The sequence below is a fragment of the Pseudomonas sp. FW215-R2 genome (genome assembly GCF_058789255.1).
Window position 1 is genome coordinate 190,505 of sequence record NZ_JBYTBO010000011.1, and the last position, 12,640, is coordinate 203,144.

The window sequence follows — 12,640 nt, forward strand, 5'->3', positions numbered from 1 at the left end:
GCATCAAATAGTCGAAGACAACGCAGTGCCAACAAGGTGTTTAATCCTTGAACCCTGGATGCCGCAATTCCATCGAAGCCTGTTCGTAGCTGTATGCCATCGCAAACAACTGAGGCTCGCTCCACTGCTGGCCGTAAAAGAACACGGAGGTCGGCGTGTCGTCATCGCTCATGCCCGAGGGCAAGGTGATTGCCGGGTAGCCTGCGGCCGCAGCGGAGAACTGGGAAAAGCCATCCGACTCGGCGAACAGGGCATCCAGATTGTGCTCACGCACCTGCTCATCGATAGCGCCTTTGAAGTTCTGGCTGATGGTTGTAATCAGTGCGCTCGCCTCCTGATGGGAAAGCGCCGACGCGTTGATAGCCTCCAGCATCTGCTGGCCGTGTTGCTCCTCACCGGGGTTGGCCCGGTTGAAGTCGATCAGGGCCTGCAATGAATTGATCGGCAAGCCCTGGCGACTGGCGAGATATTCGGGCAGTTCATGCTTCATCCCGCCCATCAGGCCGTTAACGTAGTCATCGATGTCCGGCAGACGAACAGTCAACGGGACCAGCGTAGCGCCCTGCTCTTCCAGGGTGGCCATTGCGGCAAGCATCTCCAGACTCGGGTTCAATACCGTATCGTGGGACCCTGTGTACGCGATCGGATAACCGATCCGTTTGCCTTGCAAGGCTTCATTGGCAAGCAATGCGGTGTAGTCAACGCCTGTAGGAGCGTTGGCAGTGGCGCTGTCCGAAGCATCGGTGCCTTGCATGACGTTGAACAGCAGCGCGGCATCCCGCACGGTGCGGGTAAGCGTACCTGGGGTGTCTTGCAATCGAGTGATCGGCACAATGCCGGAGCGACTGAACAACCCCAGCGTCGGTTTGACGCCAACCACGCCGTTGGCCGACGCCGGGCAAGTGATCGAGCCATTGGTTTCAGTCCCCACGGCCAGCGGTGTGAAGCCTGCGGCTACCGCTACCGCCGGGCCGGAGCTGGAACCACAGGTGCTTTCACTCAGTACATGAGGATTTTTACCTTGGCCGCCGCGCCCGCTCCACCCCAATGGCAGAGACATATCACGCATGCCCGACCATTCGCTCATGTTGGCTTTGCCCAGCAGGATGGCGCCGGCATCGCGCAGTTGTTTAACCGTAAAAGCATCTTGAGCCGCCGGCTGCCCGACCATGGCCAGTGACCCGGCACTGGTTTGCAGGCTGTCAGCGGTATCGAAGTTGTCCTTCAACAGGACCGGAATTCCGTGCAGCGGGCCACGGATGTTGCCTTGCGCACGCTCTTCGTCCATCGCAGTCGCGATGTCGAGGGCCTGGGGATTCATTTCAATGATGGCGTTGAGGGTCGGACCTTGCTTGTCCAGATCCGCTATGCGCGTGATGAGGTGTTGAACCAGCGCGACCGATGTCAGTTCGTTGCTGACCATCATCGCACTCAGCTCGCTGGCGCTTGCGTATTCAAGTGCTGCACTGGAGGGTGCCGCGAGGGCGACGCCGCTGCTCAGCGAAAACACGATGGCCTGCGCCAGCGTATTCATGTTGCGTTTAAAGCGGTATTTCATTTTCCAATCCTTGTTTAAGCCAATCACGAGTGAGTCATTTCACTCGCGACCAAGCCTACCGAAGCCGCAGGAAACGGCTGTCAGCAACAAGAACCAGAGCTGGTAGGAAAACTCACCCAGCCTTGTAGCTGCTACAGGCAACACGCCCTTTTTCTGACACCTCTTGTTCCACTTCCAACCACCATGCGTCCCCACGTTGCGGTTGCATCAGGTTAAACGCCTCGCCCATTTGCGGCGTGGTAATGGAAACACTGCGCTCCCAGGCCAGTGCAAGAATGCGATCAAACGGTTCATGCCACGCATGCATCGCCAGGTCGAACGTGCCGTTGTGGATCGGGAATAACCAGCGACCCTTGAGGTCGATGTGGGCTTGCAGGGTTTCTTCCGGTTGCATGTGCACGTGGGGCCATTCGACGTTGTAGGCGCCGGTTTCCATCAGGGTCAGGTCGAACGGGCCGTATTGTTCGCCGATGCGTTTGAAGCCGTCGAAGTAGCCGCTGTCGCCGCTGAAGAAGATTCGTGTATCGCCATCGATGATGACCCACGAAGCCCAAAGGGTCTGGTTGCCGTCAAACAGGCCACGGCCGGAGAAGTGCTGCGACGGGGTGGCGATGAAGCGGATGCCGGCGACTTCGGTGCCCTTCCACCAGTCGAACTGGCGGATCTTGCTGGCATCGATGCCCCATTTGACCAGCGTGTCACCGACGCCCAGCGGGGTCAGGAACACGTTGACCTTGTCCGCCAGTTTCAACACCGCTTCGTAGTCGAGATGGTCGTAATGGTTGTGCGACAGAATCACCGCTTCGATCGGTGGCAACTCGTCGATGCTGATCGGTGGCTGGTGGAAGCGTTTCGGGCCGGCCCATTGCACGGGCGAGGCGCGCTCGGCGAACACCGGGTCGGTGATCCAGAATTTGTCTTGCAGCTTCAGCAGCAAGGTCGAGTGACCGAGGCGAAAGACGCTGTGATTGGGGGCGGCGATCAGGTCGGCACGGGTCAGCGGCTGCACCGGAATGGCCGACGCCGGACGGGTATTGCGCGGTTTGTGGAAGATCATGTTCCACATGATGCGCAGCATCTTGCGCACACCTTCACGTTGCACTGGAGCGTGGTTACGGAACGTCCCTTCTGCCTGGCGCGAAGCTTCAGGTACAGGACTGACCGCGGAAGAAATTGATTTGGCCATGACTGAATGACTCCAGAAAAACCGCGCAATTCACGGTTTTCCACGGTGGGACGATAAATGGCCAAGGCACGCACGCATCAGCCGGACATCTGGTTTTAGGTTGCACCGATTAACGCAACATTACACTGATCGGTGTACTTTCTAGGTTGCATCAAACCGGATGACAAGTAAACTGCCGAGTGTAATTTCATCTATTTCCTGCCGAATCGAATTTATGACAGCTCCAACGCGCCTCACCGACCGCAAACGCGAAGCCATCATCCTGGCGGCCATCACCGAATTCCGTGCCAACGGTTTCGAAGTCACCAGCATGGACAAGATCGCGGCCACTGCCGGGGTGTCGAAGCGCACGGTGTACAACCATTTTCCGAGCAAGGAAGAGCTGTTCGCCGAAATTCTCAACCAGTTGTGGGCACGAATCAGCACCGAGCAAGCCGTGTCGTATCAGCCTGATCAACCCTTGCGCGATCAATTGCGAACGATGCTGCTGGCCAAACTGCAGATGATGGCTGACGACAATTTCATGAATCTGGCCCGTGTCGCCATCGCCGCCGCGATCCACTCGCCCGAACGCGCACAGAACATGGTGGCGCGCATGGGCGAGCGTGAGGAAAGCGTGACCGTGTGGATTCGCGCCGCTCAGGCAGACGGTCGGCTGAAACCGGTCGACCCGGAATTCGCCGCGCATCAGGTACAGGGCCTGCTCAAGTCTTTCGCCTTCTGGCCACAGATTTCCATGGGCCAGCCGGCGCTCGACAACGCAACGCAAAATGCCGTGGTCGAATCGGCGCTGGACATGTTCCTGGCCTGTTATCAGCTCTAGATCGAGCCTGCGCCACGATTAAATGGCTCACAAGGACACTGAATTTTCCCGCTGGAATAAATGACAATATCTGTCATTGACCGATGAACGGTCGCTCTGAAGAATTACACTGGAAAGTGTTTCAGAATGAATCTGGCGAAGAACCTCATGGATAACCAACGCGGCAAAGGCTTGTCATTCGCCAGACGCATTTACCTGCCACGTGCCATCGGTTTGGGCGTCGGTTTCTTCAGTGTCGGCGCCGCGCTGTATCCGTTGAACATGCCGACCTGGCTCTGGGCGCTGTTGCTGTTCAATGGATTTCTCTGGCCCCACGTCGCCTATCAATGGTCGACCCGTTCGGCCTTCCCCTACCGCGCCGAACGTCGCAACCTGCTTTACGACTCGGTATGCGGCGGCTTCTGGACCGCGTGTTTCCAGTTCAACCCGCTGACCGCCGTGACCATTCTGTCGATGATGACCATGAACAATGTGGCCGCCGGTGGCCGGCGGCTGTTCCTGCTCGGCGCCCTCGCCCAGGTGATCGGCGTGCTGTTGGGCTGGTCAGTGTTCGGGGTCAAGTTCAACCTGACCACCACGCAAACCCAGGTCTGGGCGTGCCTGCCGATGCTCACTCTTTATCCGCTTGCACTGGGGATGGTCTGTTACCAACTGGCGATCAAACTCGCCGAACACAAACGCACCTTGAGCGCCCTGAGCCGCACCGACAGCCTCACCGGCCTGCTCAACCACGGCGCCTGGAAAGACCTGTTGCACCTCAAGTTCCAGCAGTGCCGCGACCACAACAGCCAAGCCACCCTGGCACTGATCGACATCGATCATTTCAAGGTGATCAATGACAGTTACGGGCACATCGTCGGCGACGCGGTGCTGCAACAACTGAGTCGCGAACTGAAATCCGTGCTGGGTGAAAGTGAGCTGGCCGGGCGTTACGGCGGCGACGAATTCTGTGTGATCCTGCCCAACCTGCCGCTGAGCAAAGCCGAAGCCCTGATGGAGCAACTGCGCCGGGCTCTGCATCAGTACCGCCATCCCGAGGTGCCCGAGTTGCGGGTCAGCCTGAGCATCGGACTGGCGCGTTTCCAACTGACCTGCCCGGACGCCCTCGACTGGCTGGATGACGCCGACAAAGCGTTGTACACCGCCAAGCACACGGGCCGTAACACGATCAGCGTAGCGTTGAGCCGTTCCAGCGCCTGACAAGCGTTGTACAAGATCCGGATCAACCACTTTCTTGTACAACTTTATAAACTTTGTATAAGATCGAGCTGTCAGCCTGGATGCTGGCACTATGAAGTCAACGCCGAACGTCGCCAGCATCTTCGGCCTGCCGCCGCGGGAACAGGGACAACACCTCTAGCCCTATTTCCGGAGCGCACCCAGCATGTTTTTCAATCGCCAGAAGTCTGTTGTCGACGACCTGCAACACACCCTCGCCCAGCAAACCGGCCTGCTCGAAGCCATCGACCGCTCCATGGCGGTGATCGAATTCAATCTCGACGCGGTGGTGTTGCGCGCCAATGACAACTTTCTCAAGACCACGGGCTATACCGCCGAACAGGTGATCGGCCAGTCCCACCGCCAGTTCTGCCCACCGGAATTTGCCCGCAGCAGCCAGTACACCGAGCTTTGGTCGAAGCTGAAAAACGGTCAGTTCCAGTCCGGCACCTTCGAGCGCGTCGACAGCCAGGGCCGGCCGATCTGGCTCGAAGCCAGTTACAACCCGATCAAGGATGCTTCGGGTCGTGTGGTGAAAGTGGTCAAGTACGCCATGGACGTCACCGCCAAGGTGCAGCAAGAAAGTGAAGCCAACGCCAAACTGCAAGCCATCGACCGTGCCATGGCGGTGATTGAGTTCGACCTCAATGGCAATGTTCTTACAGCCAATCAGAATTTTCTGACACGCATGGGTTACACGCTCGCCGAACTCAAAGGTAAACATCACCGCTTGTTCTGCACTGCAGAGCTGGTCAACAGCAGTGCTTATGATGACTTCTGGCGCCGGCTCAATCAGGGTGAGTTCTTCCACGGACAGTTCGAACGCGTCGACAAGCGCGGGCAAACCGTTTGGTTGGAAGCCAACTACAACCCGGTCTACGACGCCGCCGGCCGCTTGTGCAAAGTGGTGAAGTTTGCCTCGGACGTCACCGCCCGGGTCGAGCAGCACGAGCAGGATGCACGCAGTGCCAGCGCCGCTTATCACATCTCTGTCGCCACCCGAAAAGTCGCCGAGCAAGGCACGCAAGTGATCCAGCAAACGGCCAGCGAAATGCGCGAGATCGCCGATGACATCGCCGAATCTTCGAACCTGATCGCACAACTCGGCGAGCGCTCCGAACAGATCACCACCATCGTCAACACCATCCGTGCGATTGCCGATCAGACCAATCTGCTGGCCCTGAACGCCGCGATCGAAGCGGCACGGGCCGGCGAGCAAGGTCGCGGTTTTGCCGTAGTGGCCGATGAAGTGCGGCAACTGGCGGCACGCACCAGCGGCTCGACGGCAGAGATTTCCAACATGATCGGCCTGATCCAGAGCGAAACCCGCCAGGCGATCAAGAGCATGGACAGCACTCGTGGACGCGCGGCGCAAGGCGTCGAACTGGCGGATCAGGCGGGGACGGTGATTCTGCAGATTCGCGATGGCGCCAGCGAAGCCGTGGAAGCGGTGAGCATGTTTGCCAACGAGCGTGCGCCGGGATAAGGCCAACACGGGCGACGCAGGGCTATAGTGACTCAACGTCCCAAGCCTTGCCGAGCCCGTCATGACCACCGAAAAAAACGAATCCGCCGCCCCTGTCGATCACCTGCGCTTCCACCGCCCCCACGCCCACCTCAACACAACCTTCGGCAACGACAAGTTCGCCTTGCGGGCCGAGGCGTTTGCGCGATTCTTCGGTACGCCGACCTTCCTCGGCGCGCAGACCCTGATCGTGGTGCTCTGGGTGTGCCTCAACATGTTTGGCGTCACGAACTTCGACGTCTATCCGTTCATCCTGTTGAACCTGGCGTTCAGCCTGCAATCGGCCTATGCCGCACCGCTGATTCTGCTGGCCCAGACCCGTCAGGCCGCGCGGGACAAGGCGCAATCCGACGCCGACGCGCAGCATCGCGAAGCCCTGGCTGTGGCCAATTCCGAGCGTCAGGTGCAGGCCGCAAAGAACACCGCGCAGTTGCTTGAGCTGCTGGAGCAGAACACCCGGCTCACCGAAATGACCAAGAACCTCACCGAGCGCATCGAAGGCCTGACCCGCGAACTGCACGATCACATGCGTCAGAATCCTCAGGCCTGATCACGGCAAACGCAGCGCCCGCCCGAGTTCATCGAACAGCGTGACCACCGAGCGCAACGCACGGCAGTCCGGGCGGGTCAGCAGCCAGAACGCGGTGTCATAACCGTGCAGCGGTTCGCTCAAGGCTCGCAGGCCTTCGGTGATCAGAAAGTCCGGCAACGCCGCGACGCCGAGCCCGGCACGCACCAGCTCCGTCACCGACAACATGCTGTTGCAGCGATAGCCCGGTGTCACGCCCGGCAAGTGCTGGCGACGCCAGACGACAGTCGGGTGATCGGGCAGGAAATCGTCCGGGGCGATCCAGGTCAGGGCGTTCAGATCGACCGCTTCAACATTTTGCAGATAACGCTCGCTGGCACAGACCCGGTAGGAAATCTTCGCCAGCTCCCGTCCGACCAGGTGCTCCGGTGGCGTGCGCGTCAGGCGCAAGGCGATGTCGGCGTCGCGACGGCTGAGGTTGGCAAAGTCGTTGGAGGTGCTCAGTTCGATGGTCAGCGCCGGGTAGTTCGGCATGAACTGCGCCAATGCCGGCAGCAGCAGACCTTGCAGCACCGAGTCGGTACAGGTCAGGCGTACCGTGCCGCTGATCACTTCGCCGCCCTGCTCCACACCGATTCGCGCCGCCTCCAGTGCCTGCTCGGCGCGCTCGGCCTGCTCGGCCAAAGTCTGCGCAAGGCTGGTGGGCAGGTAACCGGCGCGGCTTTTTTCGAACAGTTGCTGACCGAGCGCGGCCTCCAGCCGGCGCACGGCGCGAAACACCGTCGACACGTCGACCTTCAACAGCTGCGAGGCCCGGGCCAGAGAGCCGCCGCGCACCAGGGCGAGAATCAGCGCCAGATCCGGGAAGTCGAGTCGATAGTGCGTCGCTGCATTAATCACTTGGGGAAACGCCCATATTGAGTGCGTGAACGCCAATCTATAGTGAGCGTCATCCCTCAACAAGCACAGCGAACACTCATGGAATCCAGAGCCCTGCGCATCGCCCTGATCGGTGACTACGACCCGCAAGTCACCGCCCACCAAGCCATCCCCGTCGCCCTCGGGCTTGTGGCGGAACACATCCGCCGACCAGTCGATTTCGAATGGCTGTCCACTGAGCAAATCCACCTCGATACACCGCTCGAAGGTTTCGACGGTTTCTGGTGCGTTCCGGCCAGCCCTTACAAAAGTGAGGCTGGCGCGCTGCGAGCCATCCGCTTTGCCCGCGAACAGCAGCGCCCGTTCCTCGGCACCTGCGGCGGTTTTCAACATGCGGTGCTGGAGTTTTCCCGCAACGTACTGGGCTGGGCCGATGCAGAGCATGGCGAAACCTCGCCCGATTCCAGCCGTGCGGTGCTCACGCCGCTGACCTGCTCGCTGGTGGAAGCGGTGGACAGCATCCATCTGGTGCCCGGTTCGTTGATCGCCAAGGCGTACGAAACGTCCGAGACCCGTGAAGGCTATCGCTGCCGTTTTGGTGTGAATCCGCAGTTCGAACGGGAATTGCTGACCCATGACCTACACGCCGTGGGCCACGATTCGGCGGGCGATCTGCGCGCCATCGAACTGAAAAACCATGTGTTCTTCGTCGCAACGTTGTTCCAGCCGGAACGTGCGGCGCTCAAAGGTCTATTGCCACCGCTGGTGCGGGCATTTGTCGAAGCCTGCGCGGAGCAACGGGCATGATCGCCGAAACGCCAGAAGCGCCGTACTACGCGGTGATCTTCACCTCGACCCGTACCGAAGGTGATCAGGGATATGCCGAAGCTGCCGAGCGCATGGTTGAACTGGCGCGCGAGCAACCGGGATTTCTCGGCGTGGAGTCGGCCCGAGGGGCGGATGGGCTCGGGATCACGACATCCTATTGGAACAGTGAAGCGGCGATTCTGGCGTGGAAACACCATCCCGAGCACCAGGCGATTCGCGAGCGCGGACGTTCGACCTGGTACTCGGCATGTCATACGCGGGTGTGCAAAGTGGAGCGCGATTATCGATTCGGATAGTCAGCCCTTCACCAGACTGCGCACCGCCACAATCTCCGGCACTTCACGCTTGCTCATGTAAACGCGCAACGGCTCGGTGATGTTGATCCGGTCATCGATGTGCTGATCGAGCAGCAACTGGATCAACTCGCGCTTGAGGGTCATGGTCTGTTCGGTGGCCGGTGCCCAGACGAATTCGCTGGCGGGAATGATGCCGTCATCGGCCACGTCCATGCCGAACGAGTCTTCGCTGAAACGCACGATGTACTGGCCGGTCTTGCGATTGAGGCCGACAAAACCCTTGAGGTCGTCGGCCGCCTGGCAGATGAGTTGGGATGTGATGCGCATGGTAAACCTCACAAGAGTGATCGAAGGTTTACACGCAGGGCATTGAGGCACACCCTCTGCCGGGGTGGTCGCCGTGGCCAAGCGTACTGCAAACAAACGCACAAAAGTGCGGAAATTTTCGCTTTCAGTACGTTTATGTCGGTCTTGCGATAGCACGTTTTCGTTTGAGTTGCTAAAAGGGACATCTTCGAAAATACCTGCGAAAGGACCTCGACATGCCCGCCACGTTTACCAAAAGCGCTCTGCTGCTGAGCCTGATGCTCGGCCTCGGTCAGGCCCATGCTGCCAGCCAGCCAAACCCGGTTGCGCTCGCTGCCTCCGAGGGCATTCCGCACCCGGCGGTGATCGCCCACCGTGGCGCCTCCTTCGATGCACCGGAATCCACCGCAGCCTCCTACAAACTGGCCCGCGACCTCGGCGCCGACTACCTGGAAATGGACCTGCAGCGCAGCAAGGACGGCGTGCTGTTCGCCCTGCACGACAACAACCTGCAACGTACCACCGACGTCGCCAGCAAGTTCCCGGACCGCAAGGACAGCCCGGCCAACGCCTTCACCATGGCCGAACTGAAAACCCTGGATGCCGGCAGCTGGTACAACAAGGCCTACCCGGATCGCGCGCGTCCGTCCTACGCCGGCCTGAAGATTCTGACCCTGGACGAAATCATCGACATCGCCCAGGCCAACCCGCAGCACAAGCCGGGCCTGTACATCGAGACCAAGGAACCGCAACTGTTCCCCGGCATCGAGCACGACCTGAAGGAAAAACTCCAGGCTCGCGGCCTGCTGATCCCGGCCGGCGCCAAACAGCCAAAAGACGCCACCAGCGTCGGCGCGGGCAACGGTAAAGTGATCCTGCAAACCTTCGAGAAGAACAGCCTCGAACTGCTGCAAAAGGAAATGCCGCAGGTGCCGAAGATTCTGTTGCTGTGGGTTGGCGAAGGCAGCATCGAGCCGAAATCCAAAGTGACCTTTGCCGACTCCGGCGAGAAGGACAAGAACACGTTCTACGGCAAACAAGAGCCGAAATCCGAAGCTGAATTCAAGCAATGGGTCGACTACGCCAAGGCTCAGGGCGCCATCGGCACCGGTCCTTCGGCCAAGCTGACCCACGGCGGCGATCAGAGCTATTCGGATCTGGTTCAGCCATGGATGAACAAGTACACCCACGACAAGGGCATGCTGGTGCACGTCTACACCGTCGATGAGCCGGTGGACTACGAGAAAGTCATGGCTGCCGGCGTCGACGGCATCTTCACCAACCGCGCCAGCGAACTGCTGAAGTTCTACAAACGCCCGGCCGCCGCCAGTGTGGATCAGGTGTTGAAGAACAACGGTTTCTGATGCAACCGGACACCCCGTGGACAGGCCGCCTCTGGCTGGGGCACGACTATGGCCTGATCCACGGGATGTCGGGGCGCACTGCGCCCCACTCCCACTACGCTCACCAACTGATTCTTGCGCCTGACCGGCCGTTGACTGTTCTGGTCGAGGGCACACCTGTCACCACTTCCCGCCTGCTGATTACGTCCCAGACTCGCCATGCGATTGTCGAAGCGCCGGATCCCGTGTTCACCGTGTATGCCGAACCGTTGCGGTTTGAGGCCCAGGCGTTGCGCGATGCGCTGTTCGACGTTGAGTTGTCGCTGACCGCACTGGATCACGCCATTGGCCAATGTCCGCGACGTGAGTTGAGCGATCCGCGAATCGAACGAGCCCTCGCCACTGTCGATGCCTCGCTGTCGAGCAAAGTTGCCGCCAGTGCCGTGGCTGACTCCGCCCATGTTTCCCTGAGCCAGTTGCAGCGCTTGTTCGTCAGCCAGGTCGGCTTACCGGTGCGACGGCTGGTGCTGTGGCGCCGGTTGCGGCTGGCGATGGCGACGATTCTGGCGGGCAGCCCGGTGACCGATGCCGCCCACGCCGCTGGCTTTGCCGATTCCGCGCACTTCTCCCGCAGCCTGAAAAAACTCTTCGGCGTGACTGCACGTCAGGCGTTGCAACACATCGAATTGCGTCTGCTGGACTGACTCAACGTCTCAAGCCCTCCGGTACTTTCGGTTCCTTGCCCAGCGTTGCCGGTTCGAACGGATCGAACAACTGCGCCATATAGTCCCGTGGAAAATCCGGACGACTGCCGATGCCCAGATCGCCCGCGCCGATCCGGTAATTCTCCGTGTAAAAACCGGTGCCCAGCAGCCAGTCCCAGAGGGTAAAGAACAGCCCGAAATTGACGTCACCGGCGCGCCCGTACTTCATGTGATGAAAACGGTGCAGCGGCGCCCAGGCGAAGATCCAGCGCAGCGGGCCAACGCGCATGTCGACGTTCGAATGCTGTAGCAACAGCTGGATTGCAATGGCGAATGCCAACAACACCGCGACCTCGGACGGAATGCCCAGCACCAGCAACGGCAGCAGCCCCGCCGTCGCCTCCAGCAATTGATGCAGCGGATGTTTCATCAAACCGTTGAACCCGTAGAGCCGTTCGACGCTGTGATGAATCGCGTGCAGCCGCCACATCCACGGCACGCGATGGCTGGCGTAGTGCATCAGGCTCACGCCGGCATCGGCAATGAAAATCGCCAGGCCGACTTGCAGCCACAGTGGCCAGCTCGACGGCCAAGCACCGTCAATCGCAATCAGCGTCACCAGCCCCGGCAATGCCAGCAGGCCGAGGGCGTTCAGCGCTTCGTTGATCAACGCGTGGAGCATGTCGCGACGTCGATCGCCGGTCGGGCGGTTCCAGTTCATTTCATAAGGCAGCAGCCATTCGGCCGCGAACGACACCGCCAACGCCACAGCAAACAACGGCAACAACCACAGTAGCGAATGCCCCGCCAACCCAATCCCGCCGCCGATGAATCCAAGCCAGAACAACGGCGCATACAACCACGAAAAGATGCGTTTCATGTCCACCTCCATTAATCGAAGGCAGAGCATGAAAGTTACCCGCGAACGGCGATTGAACTAACGACGCAAACACCCATGGCGTTTTTTAAGGGTGAATTAAGTTGCGGTGACTAACCTGAACTCACTTGAACGAATCACCCAAAGGAATAACCGATGAAAACCCTGACTGCCCTGTTTACCGCTGCCGCCCTGACCCTCACCGCTGGCCTGGCCCAGGCTGACGTTCGCGTCGATCAGATCCCTGAGCTGGTCAAGTCCGGCAAGATCAAGCCACTGGAAGAATTGAACAAGATTGCCCTGGCCCTGCACCCGGGCGCGACCATCGTCGACACCGACCTGGACAACCATTTCAACGGCTATGAGTACGAAGTCGAGCTGCGTACTGCCGATGGCAAAGAATGGGACGTGGATCTGGATGCGGCAACCGGCAAGGTCCTGAGCAACAAGCAAGATCACTGATTGCCCCCACAATACAAAGCCGCACGATTTTCGGATCGTGCGGCTTTTTTGTGTCTGGCGTTTGGCTGAAACCATGTTTCGCCAGGGAGCCCCTACCCCCTCACCC

13 protein-coding genes and 2 pseudogenes are annotated in these 12,640 nt (G+C 59.8%); 10 read left to right on the forward strand and 5 right to left on the reverse strand.

What is annotated here, in order from left to right; all coding sequences use genetic code 11:
- Positions 1-40: 40 nt before the first annotated feature.
- Both AC3WRD_RS17325 and AC3WRD_RS17330 read right to left on the reverse strand, forming a co-directional pair.
- Entirely contained in the window at positions 41-1,558 is a 1,518-nt protein-coding gene (locus AC3WRD_RS17325) for an amidase family protein (RefSeq protein ID WP_102621052.1), read from the reverse strand.
- Positions 1,559-1,670: 112 nt separating this feature from the next.
- Entirely contained in the window at positions 1,671-2,744 is a 1,074-nt protein-coding gene (locus AC3WRD_RS17330) for an MBL fold metallo-hydrolase (RefSeq protein ID WP_102621053.1), read from the reverse strand.
- Positions 2,745-2,958: 214 nt separating this feature from the next.
- On the opposite strand from AC3WRD_RS17330, the gene AC3WRD_RS17335 reads away from it, so the two are divergent.
- From AC3WRD_RS17335 to AC3WRD_RS17355, 5 genes and pseudogenes are all read left to right on the forward strand, one after another.
- A complete protein-coding gene (locus AC3WRD_RS17335) occupies positions 2,959-3,567 on the forward strand; it encodes a TetR/AcrR family transcriptional regulator (protein ID WP_102621054.1) in 609 nt (202 codons plus the stop codon).
- 147 nt (positions 3,568-3,714) lie between these two features.
- A complete protein-coding gene (locus AC3WRD_RS17340; RefSeq protein WP_102621066.1) occupies positions 3,715-4,767 on the forward strand; it encodes a diguanylate cyclase in 1,053 nt (350 codons plus the stop codon).
- Between the two features lie 274 nt (positions 4,768-5,041).
- A pseudogene (locus tag AC3WRD_RS17345) lies at positions 5,042-5,725 on the forward strand (PAS domain-containing protein); the annotation flags it as partial.
- A 108-nt stretch (positions 5,726-5,833) separates the two neighbouring features.
- A pseudogene (locus tag AC3WRD_RS17350) lies at positions 5,834-6,271 on the forward strand (methyl-accepting chemotaxis protein); the annotation flags it as partial.
- A 61-nt stretch (positions 6,272-6,332) separates the two neighbouring features.
- Entirely contained in the window at positions 6,333-6,860 is a 528-nt protein-coding gene (locus tag AC3WRD_RS17355) for a DUF1003 domain-containing protein (protein WP_102621056.1), read from the forward strand.
- On the opposite strand, the gene AC3WRD_RS17360 is transcribed toward AC3WRD_RS17355, so the two are convergent.
- Complete coding sequence (locus AC3WRD_RS17360; protein ID WP_102621057.1) at positions 6,861-7,802, reverse strand: LysR family transcriptional regulator; 942 nt, start codon at positions 7,800-7,802, stop codon at positions 6,861-6,863.
- Positions 7,803-7,817: 15 nt separating this feature from the next.
- Here AC3WRD_RS17360 and AC3WRD_RS17365 point away from each other — a divergent pair, with 15 nt between their 5' ends.
- The gene (locus AC3WRD_RS17365) at positions 7,818-8,525 is read left to right on the forward strand and encodes a CTP synthase C-terminal region-related (seleno)protein (RefSeq protein WP_102621058.1); all 708 of its coding nucleotides are present in this window, start codon (positions 7,818-7,820) and stop codon (positions 8,523-8,525) included.
- Positions 8,522-8,842, forward strand: a complete 321-nt coding sequence (locus AC3WRD_RS17370; RefSeq protein ID WP_102621059.1) for an antibiotic biosynthesis monooxygenase family protein — start codon at positions 8,522-8,524, stop codon at positions 8,840-8,842. Before AC3WRD_RS17365 ends, AC3WRD_RS17370 begins: the two co-directional genes overlap by 4 nt.
- Here the strand turns inward: AC3WRD_RS17370 and AC3WRD_RS17375 are convergent, their stop codons facing one another.
- On the reverse strand, positions 8,843-9,169 hold the full coding sequence (locus tag AC3WRD_RS17375) for a DUF2025 family protein (protein ID WP_085730336.1): 327 nt from the start codon (positions 9,167-9,169) through the stop codon (positions 8,843-8,845).
- Between the two features lie 215 nt (positions 9,170-9,384).
- Here AC3WRD_RS17375 and AC3WRD_RS17380 point away from each other — a divergent pair, with 215 nt between their 5' ends.
- Positions 9,385-10,512, forward strand: a complete 1,128-nt coding sequence (locus AC3WRD_RS17380; RefSeq protein ID WP_096818161.1) for a glycerophosphodiester phosphodiesterase — start codon at positions 9,385-9,387, stop codon at positions 10,510-10,512.
- Complete coding sequence (locus tag AC3WRD_RS17385) at positions 10,512-11,195, forward strand: helix-turn-helix transcriptional regulator (protein ID WP_102621060.1); 684 nt, start codon at positions 10,512-10,514, stop codon at positions 11,193-11,195. Before AC3WRD_RS17380 ends, AC3WRD_RS17385 begins: the two co-directional genes overlap by 1 nt.
- Before the next feature lies 1 nt (position 11,196).
- Here AC3WRD_RS17385 and AC3WRD_RS17390 read toward each other — a convergent pair whose 3' ends face one another.
- Positions 11,197-12,075 (reverse strand): sterol desaturase family protein, encoded by an 879-nt coding sequence (locus AC3WRD_RS17390; RefSeq protein WP_102621061.1) that lies wholly within the window; start codon positions 12,073-12,075, stop codon positions 11,197-11,199.
- 153 nt (positions 12,076-12,228) lie between these two features.
- Here AC3WRD_RS17390 and AC3WRD_RS17395 point away from each other — a divergent pair, with 153 nt between their 5' ends.
- A complete protein-coding gene (locus tag AC3WRD_RS17395; RefSeq protein ID WP_065259299.1) occupies positions 12,229-12,534 on the forward strand; it encodes a PepSY domain-containing protein in 306 nt (101 codons plus the stop codon).
- Positions 12,535-12,640: the final 106 nt, after the last annotated feature.